The sequence below is a fragment of the Streptomyces sp. NPDC107546 genome (assembly GCF_055639175.1).
Window position 1 is genome coordinate 435,876 of the sequence record NZ_JBVKBA010000003.1, and the last position, 25,368, is coordinate 461,243.

17 protein-coding genes are annotated in these 25,368 nt (G+C 72.3%); 3 read left to right on the top strand and 14 right to left on the bottom strand.

All coding sequences use genetic code 11. The annotated features are described in order from the left end of the window. Positions 1-66 precede the first annotated feature (66 nt). From ACZ7L1_RS06825 to ACZ7L1_RS06865, 9 genes are all read right to left on the bottom strand, one after another. A complete protein-coding gene (locus ACZ7L1_RS06825; protein ID WP_471434829.1) occupies positions 67-1,872 on the bottom strand; it encodes a GMC family oxidoreductase N-terminal domain-containing protein in 1,806 nt (601 codons plus the stop codon). Positions 1,873-1,912: 40 nt separating this feature from the next. Further along, a complete protein-coding gene (locus ACZ7L1_RS06830) occupies positions 1,913-3,553 on the bottom strand; it encodes a succinic semialdehyde dehydrogenase (protein ID WP_471434831.1) in 1,641 nt (546 codons plus the stop codon). A 115-nt stretch (positions 3,554-3,668) separates the two neighbouring features. Beyond that, complete coding sequence (locus ACZ7L1_RS06835) at positions 3,669-5,708, bottom strand: protein kinase domain-containing protein (RefSeq protein WP_471434833.1); 2,040 nt, start codon at positions 5,706-5,708, stop codon at positions 3,669-3,671. 88 nt (positions 5,709-5,796) lie between these two features. Next, positions 5,797-6,264, bottom strand: a complete 468-nt coding sequence (locus tag ACZ7L1_RS06840) for a hypothetical protein (RefSeq protein ID WP_471434835.1) — start codon at positions 6,262-6,264, stop codon at positions 5,797-5,799. A gap of 100 nt (positions 6,265-6,364) precedes the next feature. Continuing rightward, positions 6,365-7,981, bottom strand: coding sequence for a serine/threonine-protein kinase (locus ACZ7L1_RS06845; RefSeq protein WP_471434837.1), 1,617 nt, complete (start codon positions 7,979-7,981; stop codon positions 6,365-6,367). Positions 7,982-8,101: 120 nt separating this feature from the next. Then, positions 8,102-9,739, bottom strand: a complete 1,638-nt coding sequence (locus tag ACZ7L1_RS06850; protein ID WP_471434878.1) for a serine/threonine-protein kinase — start codon at positions 9,737-9,739, stop codon at positions 8,102-8,104. Positions 9,740-9,913: 174 nt separating this feature from the next. Then, positions 9,914-12,388: a protein kinase gene (locus ACZ7L1_RS06855; RefSeq protein ID WP_471434838.1), complete on the bottom strand. Its 2,475-nt coding sequence runs from the start codon at positions 12,386-12,388 to the stop codon at positions 9,914-9,916. Between the two features lie 174 nt (positions 12,389-12,562). Then, positions 12,563-14,599: a serine/threonine-protein kinase gene (locus tag ACZ7L1_RS06860; protein WP_471434879.1), complete on the bottom strand. Its 2,037-nt coding sequence runs from the start codon at positions 14,597-14,599 to the stop codon at positions 12,563-12,565. 321 nt (positions 14,600-14,920) lie between these two features. Next, on the bottom strand, positions 14,921-16,627 hold the full coding sequence (locus ACZ7L1_RS06865; protein ID WP_471434840.1) for a glycerol-3-phosphate dehydrogenase/oxidase: 1,707 nt from the start codon (positions 16,625-16,627) through the stop codon (positions 14,921-14,923). 263 nt (positions 16,628-16,890) lie between these two features. Here ACZ7L1_RS06865 and ACZ7L1_RS06870 point away from each other — a divergent pair, with 263 nt between their 5' ends. Then, on the top strand, positions 16,891-18,099 hold the full coding sequence (locus ACZ7L1_RS06870) for a nucleotide sugar dehydrogenase (protein ID WP_471434841.1): 1,209 nt from the start codon (positions 16,891-16,893) through the stop codon (positions 18,097-18,099). A gap of 156 nt (positions 18,100-18,255) precedes the next feature. On the opposite strand, the gene ACZ7L1_RS06875 is transcribed toward ACZ7L1_RS06870, so the two are convergent. The 4 genes from ACZ7L1_RS06875 to ACZ7L1_RS06890 all read right to left on the bottom strand — a co-directional run bounded on the left by ACZ7L1_RS06875 (position 18,256) and on the right by ACZ7L1_RS06890 (position 22,734). Next, positions 18,256-19,380 carry a GuaB3 family IMP dehydrogenase-related protein gene (locus ACZ7L1_RS06875; protein ID WP_388992776.1) on the bottom strand — a complete coding sequence of 375 codons (1,125 nt, stop codon included), beginning with the start codon at positions 19,378-19,380 and terminating at the stop codon, positions 18,256-18,258. 138 nt (positions 19,381-19,518) lie between these two features. Continuing rightward, positions 19,519-21,024, bottom strand: a complete 1,506-nt coding sequence (gene guaB / locus ACZ7L1_RS06880; protein ID WP_103837500.1) for an IMP dehydrogenase — start codon at positions 21,022-21,024, stop codon at positions 19,519-19,521. Positions 21,025-21,253: 229 nt separating this feature from the next. Next, positions 21,254-21,829, bottom strand: coding sequence for a sigma-70 family RNA polymerase sigma factor (locus tag ACZ7L1_RS06885; RefSeq protein WP_055493219.1), 576 nt, complete (start codon positions 21,827-21,829; stop codon positions 21,254-21,256). A 293-nt stretch (positions 21,830-22,122) separates the two neighbouring features. Continuing rightward, positions 22,123-22,734, bottom strand: a complete 612-nt coding sequence (locus tag ACZ7L1_RS06890) for a response regulator transcription factor (protein ID WP_003948568.1) — start codon at positions 22,732-22,734, stop codon at positions 22,123-22,125. A 379-nt stretch (positions 22,735-23,113) separates the two neighbouring features. Here ACZ7L1_RS06890 and ACZ7L1_RS06895 point away from each other — a divergent pair, with 379 nt between their 5' ends. Then, a complete protein-coding gene (locus ACZ7L1_RS06895) occupies positions 23,114-23,452 on the top strand; it encodes a WhiB family transcriptional regulator (RefSeq protein ID WP_471434844.1) in 339 nt (112 codons plus the stop codon). Between the two features lie 242 nt (positions 23,453-23,694). On the opposite strand, the gene ACZ7L1_RS06900 is transcribed toward ACZ7L1_RS06895, so the two are convergent. Further along, positions 23,695-24,594, bottom strand: coding sequence for a LysR family transcriptional regulator (locus tag ACZ7L1_RS06900; RefSeq protein ID WP_471434846.1), 900 nt, complete (start codon positions 24,592-24,594; stop codon positions 23,695-23,697). 80 nt (positions 24,595-24,674) lie between these two features. Here ACZ7L1_RS06900 and ACZ7L1_RS06905 point away from each other — a divergent pair, with 80 nt between their 5' ends. Further along, on the top strand, positions 24,675-25,349 hold the full coding sequence (locus ACZ7L1_RS06905; protein WP_471434848.1) for an MOSC domain-containing protein: 675 nt from the start codon (positions 24,675-24,677) through the stop codon (positions 25,347-25,349). Positions 25,350-25,368 lie beyond the last annotated feature (19 nt).

A 25,368-nucleotide genomic window follows, 5' to 3' on the forward strand; every position in this document is an offset into this window, starting at 1 on the left:
CACGACAGAAGGACCTGGGCTCGGAGGGGGGCCCAGGTCCTTCTTCACTGTCCTGACCCGTCCGCGCTACTGCTTCGGCGGCACCGCGGGCATCCCGAGGAAGGGCAGCCGCAGCGCCCCGAACGCCTTGGCCGGCACCGCCGCGTGACGGGGTTCCACCGGCTTGAGCCGTTCGTACCGCGCCCCCTGCGCCGGGCGCGGATCCGCCTCGCCCTTGTTCGGCCAGTACGACATGGCCCGCTCGGCCTGCGCGGTGATCGTCAGCGAGGGGTTGACGCCCAGGTTCGCCGACACCGCCGCGCCGTCGACCACCGAGATGCCGGGGTGGCCGTAGAGCCGGTGGTAGGGATCGATGACGCCGGTCTCGCGGGAGTCACCGATGGGGCAGCCGCCGAGGAAGTGGGCGGTCAGCGGGGTGCCCATCAGTTCGCCGACGTTGCTGCCCGCGAAACCGTTGATCTCGGCGGCGAGCACGGACGCCGCCTCCGAGGCCGCCCTGATCTGCTTCGGGTTGGGCCGACCATGGCCCTGACGGGCCGTCAGCAGTCCCTTGCCGACGCCGTTCGGCTTCAGATACGTCGTCAGGGAGTTGTCCAGCGACTGCATCACCAGGCCGATGATGGTCCGCTCCGACCAGCGTCGGTTGGACAGGGAGCGGACCATCAGCCACGGGTGGCGTGCCGCGTTCGTGAGCCAGGCCAGGGCGCGGGAGCGGCCCTCCGCGTAGGGGACCTGGAGGATCGACAGGCCGCCCATCGCGTTCGAGCCCCTGCCGTAGCGGACCGGCTCGATGTGCGTGTTCTCGTCCGGGTGGATCGAGGACGTGATCGCCACGCCCCGCGTGAAGTCGACCTTCGGCGCGCCGTGCGCCGTGCGGTAGCGCCGGTTGTCGGTCTGCGCGCCCACCAGCGCCTCGGAGTTGGTGCGGGTCAGCTCGCCCAGCCGGTCGGAGAGGTACGGCAGTTGGCCGTTCGCCTTCATGCGGTGCAGCAGGGTCTGGGTTCCGTACGTGCCCGCCGCGAGCACCACCTGCCGTGCCTTGAAGACGCGCCCCCTGCCCTTGCGCCGGTCGTCCGTCGGCAGGGTCGCCACGGCGTACCCGCCCCGCGAGTCGTCCGTGACCGACACGACCGTCGTCATCGGGTGCACGACCGCGCCCGCCTTCTCGGCGAGGTGGAGGTAGTTCTCGTTGAGGGTGTTCTTCGCGCCGTGCCGGCAGCCCGTCATGCACTCGCCGCACTCGGTGCACGCCCGGCGGGCCGGGCCGGCGCCGCCGAAGTACGGGTCCGGGACCTCCTCGCCGGGCCGGGCCTTCACCGTTCCGTCGGCGTCCTCGCCGTCACCGAAGAACACGCCCACCGGTGCCAGGTGGAAGGTCTCCCCCACCCCCATCCGCTCGGCGGCCGCCTTGAGGTGCACGTCGGAGGGGGTCATGGTCGGGTTGAGCCGTACGCCGAGCATGCGCCGGGCCTGGTCGTAGTACGGGGTCAGCTCCTCCTGCCAGTCGGTGATCCCCCGCCACTGCGGATCGTCGAAGAAGGCCTTCGGAGGCACGTAGAGGGTGTTGGCGTAGTTGAGGGAGCCACCGCCGACGCCGGCGCCCGCGAGGACCATGACGTTGCCCAGCAGGTGGATGCGCTGGATGCCGTACATGCCCAGGGCGGGCGCCCAGAGGTAGTTCTTCAGGTCCCAGGAGTTCTTCGGCAGCGTCTCGCGGGTGAAGCGGCGGCCCGCCTCGAGGACACCGACGCGGTAGCCCTTCTCGGTCAGCCGGAGCGCGGAGACGGATCCGCCGAACCCCGAGCCCACGACGATGACGTCGTAGTCGTACCCGTCCTCGTCCCGGGTCTGGACAGACTTCTCCTGCGACACGTGCTCTCCTCACTGAGAACGGGGGTTGCCTGTGGGGGCACTAACGGAGGCGGAGCGCCTTCATCACCTTCAGGCTCCGGCTCATGAACGCCGCGTACTTCTCGTCGTCCATCCCGAGCGACGGTGCCATCGGCAGCAGTCGCTGCTGGGCGACCGTCTGGGCCTCCGTGTACTTGAGGATGCCCTCCGAGCCGTGGCGGCGGCCGAGGCCGGAGTCCTTCATGCCGCCCATCGGGGACTGGACGCTGCCGTACGCCGGCGCGTAGCCCTCGTTGACGTTGACCGTGCCCGTGCGCAGCCGGGCCGCGACCGCGCGCCCCCGCCGTCCGTCCCTCGTCCAGACCGACGAGTTCAGGCCGTACGGCGTTGCGTTGGCGCGCTCGATCGCCTCGTCCTCGCTCTTGAAGCGGTAGATCGACACGACCGGGCCGAAGGTCTCCTCCGCGCACACCGCCATCGGGGCCTCGACGCCGTCGAGGATGGTCGGCTCGTAGAAGTACGGGCCGACGTCCGGGCGGGCCACCCCGCCGGCCAGCACCTTCGCCCCCTTGGCCACGGCCTCCTCGACATGCCGGGTCACCGTCTCGAGCTGCCGCTCGCCGACCAGCGACCCCATGTCGGCGCCGTAGGCGAGGGACGTGCCGAGCCGCAGGGCCTTGGTGCGGGCGACGAACCGCTCCAGGAAGGCGTCCGCGATCGACTCGTGGACGTACAACCGCTCGATGGAGATGCACAGTTGCCCGGCGGAGGAGAAGCAGGCCCGCACCGCGCCCTCGGCGGCCTTCTCGATGTCCGCGTCCTCGAGGACCAACATGGCGTTCTTGCCGCCGAGTTCGAGGGAGACGCCGACGAGCCGGGCGGCGGCGCCCTGGGCGACCTCGCGGCCGGTGCGGGTGGAGCCGGTGAAGGAGACGTAGTCGGCGTGCCTGACGACCTCCGGGCCGACGACCGGGCCGTCGCCGATGACGACCTGGAAGACCTCGGCGGGCAGTCCGGCCTCGATCAGCAGGTCGCGCGCCCACAGCGCGGTCAGGCAGGTCTCGGTGTCGGGCTTCATCACGACGGCGTTGCCCGCGGCGAAGGCGGGGAGCGCGTCGCCGACCGACAGCTCCAGCGGGTAGTTCCAGGGGGCGATCTGGCCGACCACACCGCGCGGATGGCGCAGTTCGGTGACCTTGGTCAGCGTCGGTACGGCGCCGGTGTGCCGCTTCGGCCTCAGGTACGAGGGCGTCTTGCGGCCGTAGTGCCGGGCCGCGACGGCGACGGCCTGCACCTCCTCGTGGGCGTGCAGACGGGCCTTTCCGGTCTCCAGCTGGATCAGGTCGAGGACCTCGGCCTGCCGCTCCAGCACCAGGTCGTGGAAGCGGAGGAGCACCGCGGCGCGCTGCCGTACGGGGGTCCGGGCCCAGGCGACCTGGGCGACGCGGGCCCGTTCGAATGCGAGGGCGACGTCCTCGGGGGTGGACTCGGGCAGGTCGGCCAGCTTCTCGCCGGTGAACGGCGTGTGGTTGGCGGTGCGGCCCGAGCCGGCCACTCCCTTGGTGAGCTGGGCGACCAGCTCCGGCGTCACCACGTCGACGGCGGTACGGGCGCCGGCGGGGGCGGGAGCGAGGGGGTTGGTGCCGGCCGTGCCCGTACCGGTCTGTGCGGTGGCCTTCTCCGGGGCCTGCGAGTCCGTCATGAGGCGCAGGGTATGCCGGGGCGGAGCGTTTGGGTACCCGTCGGTAACGCGCTTTCACGGGGCGTCCACACCACGCCAGTGACCGCTGGCAGCGAATGCGCTGATCAGGGCGTCGTCAGGACCCCAGCATGTCCTTGCCCACTTTCAGGCGGTCCCGGGCGCCCTTGAAGAGAAAGGTGCCGCGCTTCTCGTCCGGGGTGCCCTTCGGCATGTCCACGCGCAGCACGTAGTACTCACGGGCGGCCGTGACGATCAGCAGCTGCAGGACGCGGTACCGCTTCTTCCCCACCGTGTAGGTGGTGTCGGTGAGCATGGCGTCGTCGCCGTGGAAGCTCGTGGGGGTGTAGAGGGTGCCGGGGTCGTCGGCCGGCCAGGAGGCGGTGTCCTGCCGCGCCCAGGCCTTCAGGGGGGTGGGGACCGATGTCTCCCGGGTCAGGCGGAGCCGGACGGTGTCGTCTCCGTAGGTCACCGTGCGGTCCGTGGCGGTGCCCCGGGCGATGTCCGACGGTAGGGAGACGATCGCGTCGAGCTTCGCCTCGCGGTGGGCGATCCAGGAGCCGGCGGATGCGGATGCGATGGCCGGGGCCGAACTGTAGGTGGCGGTGTGTTCGGTGCCCCCCTCGCTCTCGGGGGTACTGAAGTAGGAGGCGCCGGCCCAGGTGCCGCCGACGAGGAGAACGCCGAGCGCGGCGACGGGGGCCGGGCGGAGAAGGGCGGGGCGCTTCGGCTTCGCCTCCGGCGCCGCCATGGCGACGGTCTCCGGGGCGAACGGCGCGGGGACCTCCGGCTCGGACGGCTTGACGACCTCCGGCTCGGACGGCGCGGCGGCGTCCGGCTCGGACGGCGCGGGGACCTCCGGCTCGGACGGCTCGGCGGCGTCCGGCTGGGACGGCGCGGCGGCGTCCGGCTCGGACGGCTCGGCGGCGTCCGGCTGGGACGGCGCGGCGGCGTCCGGCTCGGACGGCGCGGCGGCGTCCGGCTCGGACGGCGCGGGGACCTCCGGCTCGGACGGCGCGGGGACCTCCGGCTCGGACGGCGCGGCGGCGTCCGGCTGGGACGGCTTGACGACCTCCGGCTCGGCGGCGTCCGGCTGGGACGGCTTGACGACCTCCGGCTCGGCGGCGTCCGGCTGGGACGGCGAGGCCGCCTCCGCCTGCGGCGCGGCTTCCGGTGACGTGCCGGGACCGCCGTCGACCACGGTGCCGCGGCCGCCGTCGTCCGCAGTCCGCGACGGCGCGGCTCCGAACCGCACCGTCCCGACGTCATCGGCGAACTCCCTCAGCCGAGAGGCGTCCTGAGCGCCCGTCGACTCCTGCCCTTCCGCACCCGGCACCGGCCACCCCCCGGCCACCGTCTCCAGCACCGCGGCGACCTCCTCCGCGTCGGGCCGCCGCTCGGGTTCCCTGACCAGCAGCCGTGCGATGAGCGGCCCGAGCCTCCCGGCCTGCCGGGGTTCGGGAGGATCGGTGGCGAGGATCGCGGCCAGCGTGGACTCCACCGTCGTACGGCGGAAGGGGGACGATCCTTCGACGGCGGCGTACAGCAGCACGCCCAGCGACCACAGGTCGGAGGCCGGACCGGCGCTCCGGCCGGACATCCGTTCCGGTGCGATGAACTCGAGCGAGCCGACGAACTCCCCGGTGACGGTGAGGGATTCCTCGCCCTGGACGTGTGCGATGCCGAAATCGGTGAGGACCGCCCGGCCGCGCGGACCGAGCAGGACGTTCGCCGGCTTCACGTCGCGGTGCACGATGCCGACGCGGTGCGCCGCGTCCAGCGCGCCGACGACGGCGAGCCCGATGCGCGCCGCCTCCTCGGCCGGCAGCGGCCCGCGGCGCAGCGCGTCCGCCAGGGACTCCCCTCTCACCAGCTCCATGACGATCCAGGGGCATCCGTCCTCCACGATCACGTCGTGGATCGACACCGCCGAGGGATGGTCGACGCGGGCCGCGGCGCGTGCCTCGCGGTAGAGCCGGTGGGCGGCGCGCCGGTGTGCCTCGTCCTCCGGATCGCCGGGCAGATGCGGCTGCTTGACGGCGACGTCGCGCTCCATGAGCTCGTCCACGGCACGCCATACGGTGCCCATGCCGCCGGACCCGAGGCGTTCGGTCAGCCGGTAGCGACCGTCGATCAGACGTCCCGCGTCAGTACGCATGTCCCATGAGTACCGTGCGGGGTCACGAGTTGTCGAAGCGGGTCCCGGTCGCCGAACGCATACCGTCCTACGGCGAGGCTCATGAGGGTCAGAGTGTGTCGATCCCCAGGTTCGCTATCGCCGTCCGCGCCACTTCGCGGCCGCGTTCCGTGAAATCGCCCTTTCCCGGGTAACTGACCGTCAGCTTGTGCATGTCGCCTGCCGAGTTCTTGTAATAGAAGATCGTCAGCTCGCGCGGGCGCGGATTCAGGCTGTCGTCGGTCGTGTAGGCGACGGTGTTCTCGGCGGCTTTACCGTCGTGGTACGTGATGCCGTCCTTCGGGGCCGTCCTCGGGCCCTTGGGCATGTCCAACTGGTAGGCGCCGCTGTTCTTGAGGGCGTCGTTGTCGGCGTACATCTCGGCCGCCGACGAGTCCTTGATCTGGTGGGAGGCGTCCTGGGACTTCCTCGCCAGGTGCAGGCCGATCGAGATGCTGCCGCTCCAGTCGGTGTACGTCACCCAGTTCTTGTCGGTGTCGTCCTTCTTCGGCCGGCTCGGCTGGTAGTCGGCGGGCACGGCGAGTGTGGCGCCCAGCGCCTTCTCCGGGCGTTGCCGCCAGCCGGGTCAGCTTCGTCTCGCCGGTCACACACCCATGACGCGGGGGCTTCGTACGGGGTCACCCCGGAGCGAACGTGTCCACCGCCACGTCGAAGTACTCCTTCGCCTCCCGGACCTTCCCCACCGGCGCCGACACCCATACGTCGTACATCCGGCCGCCCTCGTCCCAGCACAGGTCGTAGGTGTGCCGCGGGCCCTCGGCCGCGGTGAAGCCGTCCCAGGTGAACTCCCACAGCGCCGCCGGGTTCCCGCGGTGCGAGGTCTCGGTGACCCGGCCGTCGTGGTAGCCCGGGTTGGTGGACGGCCCGTCCACGTCCGAGCGCCGCATCACCGCGAGGGGGCCGCCCGTCGCGGGGTCCGCCACCTTGATGCCGAGGCGGAAGGTCCCTCCCTGCGACACGTAGAAGATCCGCTCGCCCTGCGGACTGCGGGTGAACGCGTCCGGTACGGCCAGCGAGAAACCGTTCGGGTCCCGCACCAGCCGGTACCCGGAGGGCGCCCTGCGGGTGACCTCCGACGTCGCCGAGGCCGGCATACGGGTCACCGTCACCGTGGGCGCGGGCCGCGCAGTGGACGGGAGCGTCGGACCGCGGCTCACCGACGTGCGCGCCGGACCCGGGCTCGCCGGCGCTCCCCCGCCGTCGCCGCCGTCGCGCAGCAGCAGCGCCGCCGCCGAGACACCCGCGCCCGCCATGGCCGCGACCAGGGCGGCCGCCACGAACACGCCCCGCACGGACTGCCTGCCGGAGGCCGGCGCCGCGGGCACCTCCTGCGGGGACGGCGGGGCGCCGCGAGGCACGTCCCGCTGCGTCGGCGTGTACGGCGCGGACGCCCCCGGCGTACGCCCGGTCTCCAGGAACTCCCGCAGCAGCCGCTCCGCCTCCGCCGCGTCCAGACGCCGGTCGGGATCGCGTTCCAGCAGCCCCCGGATGACGGGCAGGATCGGCCCGGCCTGCTCGGGCGGGCGGATCTCGCCCGCGACCACCGCGTGCAGGATGCCGCCCAACGAGTCGCGGCGGAACGGCGACTCGCCGCTCAGCGCCGTGCACAGCAGGGCCCCGAGGGACCACAGGTCGGACTCGGGCCCGGTCCGCTCGCCGGACATCCGTTCGGGCGCGGTGTACTCGGGGGACCCGACGAAGGCGCCGGTCTCGGTGAGCGTCGTGGCGCCCGTGACCTGGGCGATGCCGAAGTCGGTGAGGACGACGCGGCCGGTGCCCGCCTCCATCAGGACGTTCGCGGGTTTCAGATCACGGTGCAGCACGCCCGCTTCGTGCGCCCGGCGCAGCGCGCCGAGCAGGGCGATGCCGATGCGGGCGGCCTCCCGGGCGTCGACCGGCCCGCGGGTGGCGATGCGCTGGGCGAGCGAGCCGCCGTCGATCAGCTCCATCACGATGTACGGGCGTTCGTCGTGCTCGACGACGTCGTGGACGACGATGATGTGCGGGTGCCGCAACCGCGCCACCGCGCGCGCCTCGCGCAGGGTGCGCTCACGGTGCAGCCGGGCCTCCTCGGCGGACAGGGAGAGGTCGAGGACGAGTTCCTTGACGGCCACCTGCCGGTCGAGAAGCTCGTCGGACGCCCGCCAGACGACGCCCATGCCGCCGCGTCCGATCCGCTCCTGAAGCCGGTAACGCCCCGCTACGACCCAGCCGTTCTCCCCCTCGGTCCCCATGCGCCCCATCATGCCGCACCGGACGGGGCCCTCCGGGACGACGCCGCGACGGTGGCCGACAACCGACTCACCGGTGGGCTCACGAGCCGCGTACGCCGGCCCGCCCGGGTGCGGTGCCCGTCAATCCGTAGGCGGACGCCACCCTCGCAGCACCGCCTGGAACTGCTGCCGTGTCGTCGTCCAGTCCGCCTCCGGGCCGGACATGTAGATGGCGTACTCGACGCCGTCGCGGGAGAAGTACGTCTCCTCGACGGCGTGGCGCGGGCCGGGGGCGGTCGTCGAGTCCTTCGCCAGCGCGGTCCAGGTGTACTCCCACAGGGAGCCCGGGCGGTCGCGGTAGATGTTCTTCCGCAGGACCACCCGCTTATAGTCGATCAGCCGGTGGAGCTGCTGCTCCAGATCGATCTGGTGGTCGTAGGCGGTTTCGAAGTCGGGTGAGCTGTCGACGGCGATGCGGATGAAGTGCTCGCCGCCGTCGGGGGTGTAGTCGACCTGATGGGTGGCCTCGTCGAACACCTTCCGCTTCCAGTCCTTGGAGGGCACGGCGAGGCTGAATCCGTAGGGGTCGCTGTGGCGCACCCAGCCGGCGGGGAGGTCGCCCGACGCGTCGGCCTCCTGCGTCCCCTTGGCGCTGGGCACCAGGGACGGCGAGGCGGAGGAGGAAGCGGAGGCACCGGCCTGCCGGTCGCCCCCGTCCCACTTCTGCCACGCCACCGCGCCCCCCGCGCCGACGACCGCGGCCAGCGCGAGCACCAGCGCGGCCGTACGGGCCCGGTGCCGCTTGCGGGGCCGGTGTGCGGGCGGCATGGCCGGCTGGGGCGCCGTGCCGCGCGCCGTTTGCGCCTCGCGCGCCTGCCGGGGGTGCGGCACGTTCGCGGTCGTGTCCGCGAACCCGCTCCGGTCGACGTGCTGCGTCGCCACGTACTCCTGTGCCGCCCTCGGCCGCCGTCCCTCGACCGCCTCGGCCAGCATCTGCTCCAGTCGCGATGCGTCGGGCCGCTCGGCCGGATCCTTGCGCAGCAGGCCCGAGATCACCGCTTCCAGGGCACCCGCGAACCGCGGCGGCTCCGGCTCCTCGTCGACGACGGCCTGCATGGTGGTCAGCGGCGAGGTCCGCCGGAAGGGCGACCTGCCCTCCACCGCCGTGTACAGCGTGGCGCCGAGCGCCCACAGGTCGGAGGCCGGGCCCGGGTCGTGGCCGCGGACCCGCTCGGGCGCGAGGTAGTCGACCGACCCGACTATCTCTCCTGTGCGGGTGATGGTGGTGTCGCCCTCGACCTGCGCGATCCCGAAGTCGGTGAGCAGCACCCGCCCGTCGGAGGCGAGCAAGACGTTGCCGGGCTTCACGTCGCGGTGCAGCACGCCCGCGGAGTGCGCCGCACGCAGCGCGCGCAGCACCCACAGCCCGATCCGCGCGGCCTCGGTGGGCTCGACCCGGCCGCGTTCCTTGACCGCGTCGGCCAGCGAGCCGCCCTCGACGAGCTCCATGACGATCCACGGCCGGTTGTCGTGCTCCAGGACGTCGTGCACCGTGACGACGGCCGAGTGGTTGATGCGCGCGGCGGCCCGTGCCTCGGCGTGGGTACGGGCGAGGAGTACGGCTCGGTCACTTTCCGTGACGTACAATGCGGCCGTCAGTTCCTTGATGGCGACCGCCCGGTGCAGCACCTCGTCGTGGGCGCGCCACACCCGGCCCATGCCGCCGCTGCCGATCGAGTCGACGAGCCGGTAGCGGCCCGCGAGGAGCAGGCCCTGCATCTGATTCACGTTTCCCCGCAATGTTCTTGACGAGGTCACATTAAAGAGCGGTCCCCGTGCAGGGAACCGGCGGGGCCGTAACGGAGACCGCACTGTGACGGTTCTCCCTTCCCCGTAGGGGATGGAACCACCGCACACTCAGCGCAATCGGACCGCGGTGGGTGCCGGAATCGGTCAGTTCGTCACCCTGTAGGTCGCCTCCGCCTGTTCGAACAGCCGGGTCACCTCGTCGCGTTCGGCGTCGGGGCCGCGCACCTGCACCACGTGGTAGTGGCCACCGACGAGGACGGCGAGGTTGCGCACGAACAGCTCCTGCCCGTTGCCGTTCGCCCAGGTGAACTGCCCCTCGGCCATGGTCCGTCCGCCGACGTCGATGCGCCGCATCCCGCTGGAGGTGGCCCACGTCGAGTCGCGGAACGGCTGCAGTTCGGGCTCCGACTCCCGCTGGTACGTCAGCGGGTCACTGCCGTACCTGCCGGTGGTGTCGCGTCCCGGCACGACGATCAGCTGGAAGTCGCCCTGGGAGTAGACGACCTGGCCCTGGGCGTTCTTCGGCGTCCGGTCCCAGCCGTTGGCCACGGCGACGCTGAAGCCTTCGGAGTCCTTGCGCAGGGTGAACCCCTGGGCGACCTGGGGGCCGGTGGCCTGCGTCCGCGGTGAGTCGGCCGGTTTCGAGGGGCTGGTGGAGCCGCCCTGCTGCGGCTGCCGCGCGCCGCCCGTGTCCGACCGCTGCGGGGCGGGGCTCGCCTCCCCGGCGGCGCCGGTGCGCTCCCCAGCGGTGCCGCTGCCGCTGCTCGTCCCGGCCTTCGGCATGAACGCCATCGCGTACGCGATCGCCGCAGCCAGCGCGAGCAGGATCAGCAGAAGGAGGGTGCGGCCGAGGCGACGCGGCTGGGGGCGGCCGTCCCTGGCCCGTTTGTGACGGGCGTGGGTGGTCGCGGGCAGCCCGGCGCGCCGCCTGCGGACCAGTTCGCCCCGGCGTCGCACGATCGGCAGCCGGGTGGGGTCGACGGGCGGCGCCGCTATGACGTGCGCCCCCGCCTCCGGTTCGGGAGCGGACCGCACGAGGGAGCGCAGCCAGCCCCGCAGCTCCTCGAAGTCGGGCCGCTCGGTCGGGTCCTGGCGCAGCAACGACTCCACCACCGGACGCAGCGGGCCGCACTCCTCGGCGAAGGCGGGCGGCTCGGAGCAGACGAACTGCACCAGCTCGGCGGTGTTCTCCTCGGGGTAGGGCGCGTGCCCCTGGACGGCCCGGAACAGCAGCGCGCCCAGCGCCCACAGATCGGTCGCGGGCCCGATCGGCGGTGCCAGCTGCCAGTTCTCGTGCACGGGCCCGGCCTGTTCGGGCGCCCACCGCTCGGTGACCGGTCCGACCACGGTCATCCGGGCCTGCCGCGCCCGCTCGGCGGCGAGGGGGGTGGCGGGGCCGCGGTGGGGCCAGGGGGTGGCGGAACCGGGGAGCGCGGCCTTGTCGTAGGGGCCGCTGCCGCTGCCCTGAGGATCGGGTGCGGCGTCGGGGGCGGGGGCCGTGTGGCGGGGGACGGCGCCGTGCCAGGACGCCGTACGACCCGTCCCGTACGGGTCGGCGACCCGGCCCGGGGGCGCACTGTCGGGGTCGCCACCCTGGCCGGACGGCGGCCGCGGCGGGGCGTCGGGGCCGGTGTCGGCCGGGCGGGGCGCGGGCAACGCCGTGCGGGTGCCGCGCTGTTCCTCCTGCACCCGTGCCGCGGCCCGGGCCCCGGCGCGGTAGGCCGCGATCGCCCCGGCGCGTGCCGCGCGCACGTCCTCCGCGGACTCCAGCGTGCGGGGCGCCACGGCGGGCACACCGGCACCGGCCGGGCCCGCCCCCGGAGCGGCGCCGTTCGCCCGCGCCTCGATCGCGGCCCGCCGCGCGGCCTCGGCGTCCACACCGCGCACCGACCCGCCGGGCCCGAACGGGCCGCCGCCCGATCCACCGGGCCGGGGAGCGGGCACGGGGACCGTGGGGTCCCGATCCGGCGTACCGGCCCCCGGCTCCGGCTCCCGCGCCGGCACCGGGTCGTACCCGCACAGCGCCTCCTCGGCCGCCCCGGCCGCAAGGCCGGTCAGTATCACGCGGCCGTCCTCGCAGACGAGCACCGTGCGGGCGGTGACGTTGCGGTGCACCCAGCCGTGGGCGTGCAGGACGCGCAACGCCATGAGGACGTCGGAGGCGACCTCGGCCGCGCGGTACGGCGTCAGCGGCTGTTCGGCGAGCAGCGCGGCGAGCGGGGTCGCGGCCACGAGTTCGCTCACGATCCACAGCGAGCCGCCCTCGGCGAACACGTCGAAGACCTGGTCGATGCGGGGGTGGTCGGGTATCTGCGCGGCGGCCTGCGCGGCCTCGACGGCGTGCCGCACGGCCGGGTCGGTGGGCCGGCGCGTGGCCGTCGTCCGGCCCTGACCACCGCCGCGTCCGCCGAGACCGTCGCGCGCCACGAACCCCGCGGGCAGCCCGTCCGCGTCGAGCACCTCCGCCTCGACCACCTCGGGCAACGGCACCTGCCGTATCAGGACCTCCTGCCCGCTGTAGGTGTCGAAGGCCCGGGTCTCGGCGAACTCGTACTCGTCGGCGGGGGGCAGCGGCAGGCGGTAGCGGTCGGCGAGTACCCGTCCCGCATAGTCGTCCACGATGCCTCCCCCGGCCGCCCGGTCGGTCAAGTCCGTTCGTCCCGCGTTCCGTTCCGGATGCGTACGGTTCGCGATCCGTCCTTCACGATACGTGCCGGAGGCAACCCGCAACCCGGGGATGTCATATCTGCCCTCGACACGATCGGACGGAACGTCGGACGGACGCTCGCTACATCACGACTTCGGCCGGAACGTCTGGGTCAGCGTCTTCCAGGTGTTCTCGCGCAGGTCCCCGTCCCAGTCGTCCGCCTTGGCCGTGTACATCAGCCCGTACCCCAGGTGCGAGTTGACGACGAATCCGCGGTCGATCACCCGGTAGGTGGCGTCCGAGTCCACGTAGGTGAACTCCCAGTCGGCGGTGTTCCAGCCGCGGTAGTCCACCTTCTCGATACCGATCCGGTGGTACTGGGGGCGCACCATGTAGCGCTCCTGGCTGTTCCAGTCCGCCACCGGGTCGTCCTTGGGCGTGGACGTCCAGGCGACCAGCAGCTTCTGCCCGTTCGGCCCGGTGAAACGATCGCCCGCGGAGTCCGACGACGCATACTTCCAGCCGGCCGGCAACCCGATCGAGTAGCCCTGACCGCCCTTGTACGTCGTCACCACGGCTCCCTCGCCCGCCGCCCCGGAGGCGGGCGCACCGGCGCTCGTGGCGGGCGTGCTGTCCGCCGCGTTCTGCCGGTCCGATCCGTCCGTCGTGGTCGTGCCGGTGCTGCCGCTGTCCGAGCGGGTCCCGCCGCTGCCCTTGCCGCCGCTGTCCTTGCCCCCACCGGCGGTCGCGGCGGGCTTGGTGGTGCCCTTCGAGCCGTTCCGCGAGCCGTCGTCCCCGCCCGGCAGGGTGAGCGCGAGCACGGTCCCGAGCACCGCGAGCACCACGACGACGGCGACGATCACCAGCGTCCTCTTGGGCACCACGTCGGTGAGCGGCGCGCGGGGCGGCGTCACCGGCCGCGGCGGCCGGTCCGGGTCCGGCAGGATGGGCCACCCCGAACTCGGCTTCGCCGGACCGGAGTTCGATCCGACGGCAGCCGTGTGTGGCCGTTCGCCCGCCGAGGCGGCCCCCGAGCGTCCGGCGTCGGAGGCCCCGGTCGCGGGCGTGTCCACACGCGCGGCCACCGCGCTCTCGGCCACCTTGGCGGGGGCGGACTCCTTGGTCCGCGCGGCCGTCGCGGCACCGGCCGCCGCCGCGCCCGCCGACGCCGCCCTGCGCATCGACCGCAGGGCCCCGCGCAGCCGATCCGCGGCCTCCTCGCCCCGCTTGGGCCCGGAGCCCGACGCCCCCTTCTCCTTCTCCTTGGACTCCTCCGGCACCGGCGGCAACGCCACGACCCGCGTCGCGTCCGCCGGCACTTCCTCCGTCTCGGGGGCGTGGATGACCTCGTTGAGCATCGCCCGCGCGCCCGCGTCGTCGAGCCGCTGCCCCGGGTCCTTGGTGAGCAGCCCGTAGATGACGTCCTTCAGCGGGCCCGCGTTCTTCGGCTCCTCGAGCGGCTCGGTCATCACCGCGGTCAGGGTGGCGATGGCCGACCCCTTGTCGTACGGCGGCACCCCCTCGACGGCCGCGTACAGCAGTCCGCCGAGCGACCACAGGTCCGCCGCCGGGCCGGGCTTGTGCCCACGGGCGCGCTCCGGCGAGATGTAGGAGGGAGCGCCGACGAGCATGCCGGTGGAGGTGATGGACGGGTCGCCCTCGACCTGCGCGATGCCGAAGTCGGTCAGCACGACCCGGCCGTCCTCGTCGATCAGCACGTTCGACGGCTTCACGTCGCGGTGCAGGATGCCCTCGCGGTGCGCGGCGCGCAGCACGTCGAGGATCGCGAGCCCGACCTCGGCGGCGCGCTTCGGCTCGAGCAGGCCGTCCTCGCGGATGACCTCGGCGAGCGACTTGCCCTCGATCAGCTCCATGACGATCCAGGGCCGGTCGTCCTCGTGGACCACGTCGTAGACGGTCACCGCGCCGTTGTTGCGGATCCGGGCGATCGCCTTGGCCTCCCGCAGCGTGCGTGTGATGAGCCGGCGCTTCTCGTCCTCGTCGATGTTCGACGGGAACCTCAGCTCCTTGACGGCGACCGTACGCCCCAGGGTCTCGTCCTCGGCCCGCCACACCGTGCCCATGCCGCCGCGGCCGAGTACGTCCCCCAGCCGGTACCGCCCGGCGAGGAGACGTTCGCTCTTGTCCTGACGGGTTGTCCCCGCCCGCTCCGCCTCCGACATGCGTCCCCTCATGCAACCCGCCCTGACAGAGCCTCCATTGTCACCCACGCGCGGACCGCCCCACGCCCAGGGTGCCCCTGATTCGACGGCTCCCCCCGGTCGGAGGACGCTCGGGGGCGGCGGACGGGGGCGGTGCGGCGGACCGGGCGTACACCGGGCAACCGGACCGCACCGGCGTCGCACCCTGCCGCGCCCCACCGCGGCCAGCCCGCCGGAGGCCCCCGCACAGTGCTTTGACGCGCCTTCAGGCCGTAGGTGTCATCTCGGTCCTGCCCGCGCCCTCCCAGCCTCCCTGGCTCTTCCCGGCCTCCCTGGCTCTTCCTACAAGGGCGCTATGTCCGGCGCTCCCAGCCTGGCCGCGTCCGCCGTCAGGTCGTCGGGCTGACGCTGGGACTCCCGCTCCGCCTGGACCCTCTTCTCGTAGTGCTCCACCTCGCGCTCGATCTGGTCACCGTCCCAGCCGAGGACCGGCGCCATCAGTTCGGCCGCCTCCCGGGCGCTGCGCGCGCCGCGGTCGAACGTCTCGATCGAGATGCGGGTCCGCCGGGTCAGCACGTCGTCCAGGTGGCGCGCTCCCTCGTGCGACGCCGCGTAGACGACCTCCGCGCGCAGGTAGTCGTCGGCCGCGTGCAGCGGTTCGCCCAGTGACGGGTCGTCGGCGATCAGGTCGAGCACCTCCTCCGCCAGCGAGCCGTAGCGGTTCAGCAGGTGTTCCACTCGCACCACGTGCAGCCCCGTGCGCGCGGCTGTGCGGGCCCGGGCGTTCCACAGCGCCCGGTAGCCCTCGGCGCCCAGCAGCGGGACGTCCTCGGTGACGCAGTCGGCGACCCGCCGGTCCAGGGCGTGCACCGCCTCGTCGACGGCGTCCTTGGCCATCACCCGGTACGTCGTGTACTTGCCGCCCGCCACGACCACCAGGCCGGGCACCGGGTGCGCCACGGTGTGCTCGCGGGAGAGCTTGCTGGTCGCGTCCGACTCCCCGGCGAGCAGGGGCCGCAGGCCCGCGTACACGCCCTCCACGTCGTCGCGGGTGAGCGGCACCGCCAGGACGGAGTTCACGTGCTCCAGCAGGTAGTCGATGTCCGCGCTGGAGGCCGCCGGGTGCGCCTTGTCGAGGCTCCAGTCGGTGTCGGTCGTCCCGATGATCCAGTGCCGGCCCCAGGGGATGATGAAGAGGACCGACTTCTCGGTCCGCAGGATCAGGCCCGTCGTGGAGTTGACCCGGTCCTTCGGCACCACCAGGTGGATGCCCTTGGACGCCCGTACGTGGAACTGACCCCGCTCGCCCACCATCGCCTGGGTGTCGTCGGTCCACACCCCCGTCGCGTTGACGACCTGCTGGGCGCGGATCTCGTACTCCCCGCCGGCCTCCACGTCCTGCACCCTGGCGCCGACGACCCGCTCGCCCTCACGCAGGAAGCCGGTCACCCGCGCCCGGTTGGCGACCTTCGCGCCGTACCACGCGGCCGTGCGCACCAGTGTCGCGACGAAGCGGGCGTCGTCCATCTGTGCGTCGTAGTACTGCAACGCCCCGACCAGCGCGTCCTTCTTCAAGCAGGGTGCCACGCGCAGGGCGTGACGACGACTCAGGTGACGGTGCAGCGGCAGACCCCGGCCGTGACCGCGGGCCATCGACATGGCGTCGTAGAGGGCGACGCCCGAGCCCGCGTACAGCCGCTCCCAGCCCTTGTGCTGGAGCGGGTAGAGGAACGGCACCGGTTTCACGAGATGGGGCGCCAGGCGCTCCAGCAGCAGCCCGCGCTCCTTCAGCGCCTCACGTACGAGGGCGAAGTCCAGCATCTCCAGATAGCGCAGGCCGCCGTGTATCAGCTTGCTGGACCTGCTCGAGGTGCCCGACGCCCAGTCACGTGCCTCGACCAGGCCGGTGGACAGACCACGGGTGACCGAGTCCAGCGCGACGCCCGCACCGACCACACCGCCGCCCACGACCAGCACGTCCAGCTCGCGCTCGGCCATTCCCGCCAGTGACTCGGCGCGCTGCGCCGGCCCCAGTGCCGCTGTCCTCACCGCTGCCTCCCGCTCGGTCGCGCCGGCCGCACCCGTCAATCAGGCGAAGCCCTGCTCCTTTCCCCCATGCCCAAAGTCTGACCGTGATGCCCGACTTCGGCCACCACGCGCCCACGGCGTGTGGACAACACTCACGGAAACGCCACCAGTCAATACCGCAAATCGGTCATATTTACTCCTAGTCTGACATTGCGCTCGCTCGTTCTGTCCACAGCGCTTGCGCACCTCTCCCACCTCGGCTATTGGGAAGGACGGCCCACGCCATGCCCGCAGATCTCGCCGTCATCGGACTCGGTCATCTCGGCCTGCCCCTGGCCCAGGCCGCCGTCGCCGCCGACATCTCCACGCTCGGCTACCGGACCGGCCCCGAGGCCGGTTCCCTCACCGCCGCCGAACTGCGCCGGATGCTCGCGCGGGGCTTCCGCCCGACCGCCAACCCCGCCGAGCTCGGCCGCGTCCGCACCGCCGTCATCTGCGCCCCCGTCCCGCGCGGCGCCGACGGCGGGCCCGACCTCACCCAGGTGGAGGCGGCCGCCCGCACCCTAGCCGCGCGGCTGCGCCCGCACACCACGGTGATCCTGGAGTCGCCGGTGCCGCCGGGCACCACGGAGGGTTTCCTGCGCCCGCTCCTCGAAAAGACCTCCGGGCTGCGCGCCGGACGCGACTTCCACCTCGCGTACTCACCGAGCCGCGTCGACCCCGGCAACCGGGACTTCCACGCCGCCAACACCCCCAAGGTCATCGGCGGCCTCACCCCCGCCTGCACCGAGTCGGCCGCCACCTTCTACGGGCGCCTCACCGACAAGGTGGTACGCGCGCGGGGACCCCGCGAGGCGGAGACCGTGCAGGTGCTGGAGACGAACTACCGGCAGGTCAACATCGCCCTGGTCAACGAGATGGCAGTGCTCTGCCACGACCTCGGCGTCGACCTGTGGGACGTCATCCGCTGCGCGGAGTCCAAGCCGTTCGGCTTCCAGGCCTTCCGCCCCGGCCCCGGCGTCGGCGGCCACTCCGTCGCCCAGGACCTGTCGGGCACGACCGGGCGCGCCCTGCGGATGGTCGAACTGGCCCAGCAGGTCAACGGCCGTATGCCCCAGTACGTCGTCCAGCGCGCCGCCACGCTCCTGAACGAGCACGGCAAGTCGGCCCGCGGCGCCCGCGTCCTGCTGCTCGGCGTGACGTACAAGCCGGACATCGCCGACCTGCACGGCTCCCCCGCGCAGGAGATCGCGCTACGGCTGATGGAGCTGGGCGCGTCGGTCAGTTACCACGACCCGTACGTGCCTGCGTGGAGCGTCCTCGACCGGCCGATCCCCCGCGCGGATTCCTTGTACGAGGCGGCGGCCGGGGCGGACCTGACAGTTCTGTTGCAGCAGCACCGGACGTATGACCTGCAGGGGCTGTCGGTGAAGGCGCCGTTGTTGCTGGACACGCGGGGGGCTACGCCTACGGGGGCGGCGCATCGCTTGTGACGGGGGGCGCGCCGCCCTCCCCCCGCGTGTTCGCCCCGGAGGCAACCGCGCGCCCCCCGTGCCGCAGCACGCGCCCCCACCTGCGGAAAGGCTCAGAGCACACGAAAGAGCCCGGCCCACCCCTGCGGGTGGACCGGGCCCCTGAACGCCGTACGGCTACCGCCGGTGCTGCGAGTCCGCCACCGTCACCTCGACCCGCTGGAACTCCTTCAGCTCGCTGTACCCGGTGGTCGCCATCGCGCGCCGCAGCGCCCCGAAGAAGTTCATCGAGCCGTCCGGCGTGTGCGACGGGCCCGTGAGGACCTCCTCGATGGTGCCGACCGTGCCGAGGTCGACCTTCTTGCCGCGCGGCAGCTCCTCGTTCACGGCCTCCATGCCCCAGTGGTGGCCCTTGCCCGGAGCGTCGGTCGCACGCGCGAGCGGCGAACCCATCATCACCGCGTCCGCGCCGCAGGCGATGGCCTTGGGCAGGTCGCCGGACCAGCCGACGCCGCCGTCCGCGATCACGTGCACGTACCGGCCGCCGGACTCGTCCATGTAGTCGCGGCGGGCCGCCGCCACGTCCGCGACCGCCGTCGCCATGGGGACCTGGATGCCCAGCACGTTGCGCGTGGTGTGTGCGGCGCCGCCGCCGAAGCCGACCAGGACGCCCGCGGCGCCGGTGCGCATCAGGTGCAGGGCCGCGGTGTACGTGGCGCAGCCGCCGACGATCACCGGGACGTCGAGCTCGTAGATGAACTGCTTCAGGTTCAGCGGCTCGTGCGAGCCCGAGACGTGCTCCGCCGAGACCGTCGTACCGCGGATGACGAAGATGTCCACGCCGGCGTCGACGACCGCCTTGGAGAACTGCGCCGTGCGCTGCGGGGAGAGCGCGGCAGCGGTGACCACGCCCGAGTCGCGCACCTCCTTGATGCGCGCGCCGATCAGCTCCTCCTTGATCGGGGCCGCGTAGATCTCCTGCAGGCGCCGGGTCGCGGTGTCGGCCGGCAGCTCGGCGATCTCGTCGAGGAGCGGCTGGGGGTCCTCGTACCGCGTCCACAGGCCCTCGAGGTTCAGCACACCGAGGCCGCCGAGCTCGCCGATGCGGATCGCGGTGGCCGGGGAGACGACGGAGTCCATGGGGGCGGCCAGGAACGGCAGCTCGAAGCGGTAGGCGTCGATCTGCCAGGCGATCGAGACCTCCTTCGGGTCCCGCGTACGGCGGCTGGGGACGACGGCGATGTCGTCGAAGGCGTACGCCCGGCGGCCGCGCTTGCCGCGCCCGATCTCGATCTCAGTCACGTCTGTGGCCTTTCCCTGATGCGTTTCAGCGTCTTCCAGTATCGCCGACGGCTGCGACGGCGCCCCTCCACAGGTACGGCGAGGGCGGCCCCGGAGGCCGGGACCGCCCTCTGGACGACCTTCACGCTTGCGCGTGCGTCACTTCTGGGCGCTGTAGTTCGGCGCCTCGACCGTCATCTGGATGTCGTGCGGGTGGCTCTCCTTCAGGCCCGCCGAGGTGATGCGCACGAAGCGGCCCTTGGACTCCATCTCCTCGATGGTGGCGGCGCCCACGTAGCCCATGGTCTGGCGCAGACCGCCCACGAGCTGGTGCAGCACGTTGGACAGCGGGCCGCGGTAGGGCACCTGGCCCTCGACGCCCTCGGGCACGAGCTTGTCGTCGGAGGAGACCTCGGCCTGGAAGTAGCGGTCCTTGGAGTACGACTTGCCCTGGCCGCGGGACTGCATGGCACCGAGCGAGCCCATGCCGCGGTAGGACTTGAACTGCTTGCCGTTGATGAAGAGCAGCTCGCCCGGCGACTCCTCGCAGCCCGCCAGAAGGCTGCCGAGCATCACGGTGTCGGCACCGGCGGCGAGCGCCTTGCCGATGTCGCCGGAGTACTGCAGACCGCCGTCGCCGATCAGCGGGATGCCCGCCGGGCGGGCGGCGAGGGAGGCCTCGTAGATGGCGGTGACCTGCGGGACACCGATACCGGCGACCACGCGGGTCGTACAGATCGAGCCGGGCCCCACGCCCACCTTGATGCCGTCGACGCCGGCGTCGATCAGGGCCTGGGCGCCGTCACGGGTGGCGACGTTGCCGCCGATCACGTCGACGTCCACGCTCGACTTGATCTTCGACATCCAACTGAGGGCGTTGCTGTTGTGGCCGTGCGAGGTGTCGACGACCAGGAAGTCCACCCCGGCCTCGGCCAGGGCCTGGGCGCGCTCGAGCGCCTCGGGGCTGGCGCCCACGGCGGCACCGACGAGTAGGCGGCCCTCGGCGTCCTTGGCGGCGTTGGGGTACTTCTCGGCCTTGACGAAGTCCTTGACCGTGATGAGGCCCTTGAGGAGACCGGCGTCGTCGACGAGGGGAAGCTTCTCGATCTTGTGGCGGCGCAGCAGTTCCATGGCGTCGGCGCCGGAGATGCCGACCTTGCCGGTGACCAGCGGCATCGGCGTCATGACCTCGCGCACCTGCCGGGAACGGTCGGTCTCGAAGGCCATGTCGCGGTTGGTGACGATACCGAGCAGCTTGCCGGCCGGGTCGGTGACCGGGACGCCGCTGATGCGGAACTTGGCGCACAGGGCGTCGGCCTCCGCGAGCGTCGCCTCGGGGTGCACGGTGATGGGGTCGGTGACCATGCCGGACTCGGAGCGCTTGACCAGGTCGACCTGGTTGACCTGGTCCTCGATGGAGAGGTTGCGGTGCAGCACGCCGACGCCGCCCAGGCGGGCCATCGCGATCGCCATGCGGGACTCGGTCACCTTGTCCATCGCCGCCGAGAGCAGCGGGATGTTCACCCGGACGTTGCGGGAGATGCGGGACGAGGTGTCGACCGCGCTCGGGAGCACTTCGGAGGCTCCCGGCAGCAGCAGCACGTCGTCGTAGGTCAGCCCGAGTGTCGCGAATTTCTCGGGCACTCCGTCGACGTTGGCAGTCATGACACCTTCCCCAAATGGCCTTGATCGGTGCGGATGTCCATGCTAACGGGAAGCATGGGGCTCTCATTCCACGGTTGAGGGTGCTGCTCGGCTTCGTATGTTCCTACGGAGTCGGTGAGCCACCTGTTCATGCATGGGCCCGAAGGCCTCGTCCCCCCGGGCAACCGAGTGCGGCACCACCGGAACTGCGCCGTCGTGGCCGGTCGCTGTCGCGGCGGAAGGGAACTCGCTACTGCTCGGCGAGCGCCCGCAGGCGGCTCAGGGCCCGGTGCTGGGCCACCCTCACCGCTCCCGGTGACATTCCCAACATCTGACCCGTTTCTTCCGCCGTCAAGCCCACGGCGATGCGGAGCAGGAGCAGCTCGCGCTGGTTCTCCGGGAGGTTGGCGAGGAGTTTCTTGGCCCACTCGGCGTCGCTGCTGAGCAGGGCGCGCTCCTCGGGGCCCAAGGAGTCGTCCGGTCGTTCGGGCATCTCGTCCGAGGGGACCGCCGTCGAGCCGGGGTGGCGCATCGCGGCACGCTGCAGGTCCGCGACCTTGTGCGCGGCGATCGCGAAGACGAACGCCTCGAAGGGGCGCCCGGTGTCCTTGTAGCGCGGCAGGGCGAGCAGAACCGCGACGCAGACTTCCTGAGCCAGGTCCTCGACGAAGTGCCGGGCGTCGCCGGGCAGCCGGGACAGTCGCGTACGGCAATAGCGCAGCGCCAGGGGGTGGACGCGGGCGAGCAGGTCGTGGGTCGCCTGCTCGTCGCCGTCGACGGCGCGATGGACGAGTGCACCGATCAGCGTTGTCTCGTCGTCGCGCATCGGTCCATGGTGCCTCGGCGTCGTCCGGTCCGTGGCACCGCGTCCGTAGTTGTGCACCGAAGCGTTATGAGCAGGTGCGCCGGAACTCATCTCCTGCGCCCTCCCCTCCCGCTCGATCGACTCGTCCCCGAGGAACTCCACACCCTCAAGGATGCGGCATCCGCGACGAAACGAGCAGCGGGCATCCGGCGGGCCCCTTCACCAGGCGGCTTGAGGGAGGAACTTCCCTGAGGTCGCCGTGCCCCGCCCGCCCTGCGGCAGGCGGGGATCTGCGCACCCCCGCGGTGATCCACTTAGCGGACCAGGCCCCACCGGAAGCCGAGCGCCACCGCGTGTGCGCGGTCGGAAGCGCCGAGCTTCTTGAACAGACGCCGGGCGTGCGTCTTCACGGTGTCCTCGGAGAGGAACAGCTCCCGGCCGATCTCCGCGTTGGAACGGCCGTGGCTCATGCCCTCCAGCACCTGGATCTCGCGCGCGGTGAGCGTGGGCGCGGCACCCATCTCGGCCGAGCGCAGCCGCCTGGGCGCGAGCCGCCAGGTCGGGTCGGCGAGAGCCTGTGTGACGGTCGCACGCAGTTCCGCACGCGAGGCGTCCTTGTGGAGATAGCCGCGCGCGCCGGCGGCGACCGCGAGCGCCACCCCGTCCAGGTCCTCCGCGACGGTGAGCATGATGATGCGCGCACCGGGGTCGGCGGACAGCAGTCGCCGTACGGTCTCGACGCCGCCCAGACCGGGCATGCGTACGTCCATCAGAATCAGGTCCGAACGGTCGGCCCCCCAGCGGCGGAGGACTTCCTCGCCGTTGGCCGCCGTCGTCACGCGCTCAACACCGGGCACGGTCGCCACCGCGCGGCGGAGCGCCTCTCGGGCAAGCGGGGAGTCGTCGCAGACGAGGACGGATGTCATGACCGCCCTCCGCAGCTGATGCGCGTCACCTTGAGCCTCCAGGCTGGTACGAATCGTCACCTGTGCGGTCGACGCCCTCGGACGCCTGCCCGAGCGCTTGTTTTTTCAACCGCCTCCGCACTCTCAACGATGGTCACTCGAAAGAGTTACGGTGCAGCAAGCCGTCTTCGGCACTGTACGTGAGGGCACGGACACGGTGCAGACACGCGCAGCGTAACCCCCAACTTTCATCACAACCTATGCCCCATTTAGCCGCTTTTCTTCCCGTTAGCTGGTGTCTGGGGCTAGATTCGCAATGAGTCATATTTTCATCTCATAAGATCGTCGTTGCACGGTCGAGAACACATATCCGCCCAGAACGGCAACAAGGGGACACGCAATGGCAGATTTCTCCCGCCTTCCCGGTCCGAACGCGGATCTGTGGGACTGGCAGCTCCATGCGGCCTGCCGTGGGGTCGACAGTTCGCTCTTCTTCCATCCGGAGGGTGAACGCGGGGCGGCCCGGAGCGCTCGCGAGAACTCGGCCAAAGAGGTCTGCATGAGGTGCCCCGTCCGCGCCGAGTGCGCGGCTCACGCCCTGGCGGTGCGCGAGCCGTACGGGGTCTGGGGAGGGCTGACCGAGGACGAGCGCGAGGAGCTCATGGGGCGGGCGCGGAACCGGCTGGTACCGGCCTCGACGGCCGGCGGAGGCCACGGGCACGCCGCCTCGACCAACTGAAGGAACGTTTCTTCTGTCACGGGCACGCGCATGTGCCCGGCTTTGGGGCGTTGTACCGCCCCGAGGGGGCTGTTTCAGGGGGCAGGCACCGCCCGCAAGGGGGCCGTTTCACGGGGTCGGGCCGTTCAGGGGGAATCGCCGGGGGCCGTTCCGCACCCGCCTCAGGGCGTCATCACCGCTCTTCGAGAACGCCGCCGCGCGCGAGAACCCGCCGCCAAGCGAGAGTCTCTGCCACGGATCCGTTATCGCACAGCCGCCCGCGCCAGCTCCCCCAGAGTCGCCGCCACCGTCGGCACCTGGGCCAGGTCCGGCAGCGTGAGGGCGACGATCTCCCGCCGTACCGCCGGTTCCAGTGCGACCGGGCGCACCCCCCTCGGACGTACGGACTCGACCGCGAGCCCAGGCAGGACGGCCACGCCGAGGCCGGCGCCGACCAGGCCGACCACCGCCGGATAGTCGTCCGTCGCGAAGTCGATGCGCGGTGTGAATCCGGCACTCGCGCAGACCTGCACCAGCTGTCCCCGGCAGCGGGGACAGCCCGCGATCCACGGTTCCCCCGCGAGTTCACCGATGGAGACCGACTCCGCGCGCGCCAGCCGGTGCCCCTCGGGGACGAGTCCGACGAGCCGGTCGGTGAGCAGGTGGCGTACGACCAGGTCGTCCCACTCCTCGACGCCCGCCTCCGCGCCCTCGTAGCGGAAGGCCAGCGCGATGTCGCAGTCACCGGCGCGCAGCCTCTCCACGGACTGGGGCGGCTCGGCCTCCTCCAGGGAGACGCGCGTGCCCGGGTGCGCGGCGCGCAGGGCGGCGAGCGCGGTCGGGACAAGTGCGGAGCTGCCGCTCGGGAAGGAGACGAGGCGGACGCGGCCGGCCCTCAGGCCCGCGATGGCGGCGACCTCCTCCTCGGCGGCGGTCAGCCCGGCCAGGATGCCCGCCGCGTGACGTACCAGCGCCTCGCCCGCCTCCGTCAGGCGCATCTCGCGACCGCTGCGCACCAGCAGCGGCGTGCCGACGGACCCCTCCAGGGCCTTCATCTGCTGGCTGACGGCGGGCTGGGTGCAGCCCAGCTCGCGCCCCGCCGCCGAGAAGGAGCCGGTGGCGGCCACGGCGCGCAGCACACGGAGATGTCGAGCCTCGATCACGCTGTGAGCATAAGCGAACCTTGGGTAGGGGCGCGAATAATGCGTCGACGCTTTGACTACAGGTCCCTTACCGTGCGGGCATGAAGCTTCTGTCTCTGAACGTGGGCCGGCCCGTGGCCGTCGACTACACCGACCAGCCGGAGGGTCTGACCGGCATCGACAAGCGGCCGGTGGACGGGCCCGTGCGGGTGACCGCGCCCGGGCCGAAGGGGACCGGTGCGAGCGGACTGGCCGGGGACGCGGTGTGCGACCTGCGGCACCACGGCGGTGACGACCAGGCGGTGTACGCGTTCGCCCGGGAGGACCTCGACGGCTGGGAGCGTGAGCTGGGCCGGTCGCTGCCGAGCGGCTCGTTCGGCGAGAACCTCACCACGGAGGGGCTCGACGTGGCCGGCGCGCGGATCGGCGAGCGCTGGCGGATCGGGGCGGAGCTGGTGCTGGAGGTGACCTGTGGGCGGATTCCGTGCCGTACCTTCCAGGAGCACCTGGGCGAGCGCGGCTGGGTGAAGCGGTTCACGCACAAGGGGGTGCCGGGCGCCTATCTGCGTGTGATCGAGCCCGGTGAGATACGGGCCGGCGACCCCATCGCCGTCGTGCACCGGCCCGATCACGACGTCACCGTCGCCCTGCAGTTCCGGGCGGTGACCACGGAACGGCACCTGCTGCCGCGCCTGTTGGCGGCGGGTGACGCGCTGCACCCGGAGAGCGTGACGGCGGCACGGGAGTACGCGCGCAAGTACGCGGCGCGGAACTAGCCCCAGGCGCATGAACGTT

Excerpts from the sequence above, each read along its gene's own strand:
- ACZ7L1_RS06850 (WP_471434878.1), bottom strand. The coding sequence starts at position 9,739 with ATGCAGGGCCTGCTCCTCGCGGGCCGCTACCGGCTCGTCGACTCGATC.
- ACZ7L1_RS06860 (WP_471434879.1), bottom strand. The coding sequence starts at position 14,599 with ATGTCGGAGGCGGAGCGGGCGGGGACAACCCGTCAGGACAAGAGCGAA.
- ACZ7L1_RS06895 (WP_471434844.1), top strand. The coding sequence starts at position 23,114 with ATGGCAGATTTCTCCCGCCTTCCCGGTCCGAACGCGGATCTGTGGGAC.
- ACZ7L1_RS06870 (WP_471434841.1), top strand. The coding sequence starts at position 16,891 with ATGCCCGCAGATCTCGCCGTCATCGGACTCGGTCATCTCGGCCTGCCC.
- ACZ7L1_RS06885 (WP_055493219.1), bottom strand. The coding sequence starts at position 21,829 with ATGCGCGACGACGAGACAACGCTGATCGGTGCACTCGTCCATCGCGCC.
- guaB (WP_103837500.1), bottom strand. The coding sequence starts at position 21,024 with ATGACTGCCAACGTCGACGGAGTGCCCGAGAAATTCGCGACACTCGGG.
- ACZ7L1_RS06905 (WP_471434848.1), top strand. The coding sequence starts at position 24,675 with ATGAAGCTTCTGTCTCTGAACGTGGGCCGGCCCGTGGCCGTCGACTAC.
- ACZ7L1_RS06890 (WP_003948568.1), bottom strand. The coding sequence starts at position 22,734 with ATGACATCCGTCCTCGTCTGCGACGACTCCCCGCTTGCCCGAGAGGCG.
- ACZ7L1_RS06835 (WP_471434833.1), bottom strand. The coding sequence starts at position 5,708 with ATGCGTACTGACGCGGGACGTCTGATCGACGGTCGCTACCGGCTGACC.
- ACZ7L1_RS06845 (WP_471434837.1), bottom strand. The coding sequence starts at position 7,981 with ATGGGGACCGAGGGGGAGAACGGCTGGGTCGTAGCGGGGCGTTACCGG.
- ACZ7L1_RS06830 (WP_471434831.1), bottom strand. The coding sequence starts at position 3,553 with ATGACGGACTCGCAGGCCCCGGAGAAGGCCACCGCACAGACCGGTACG.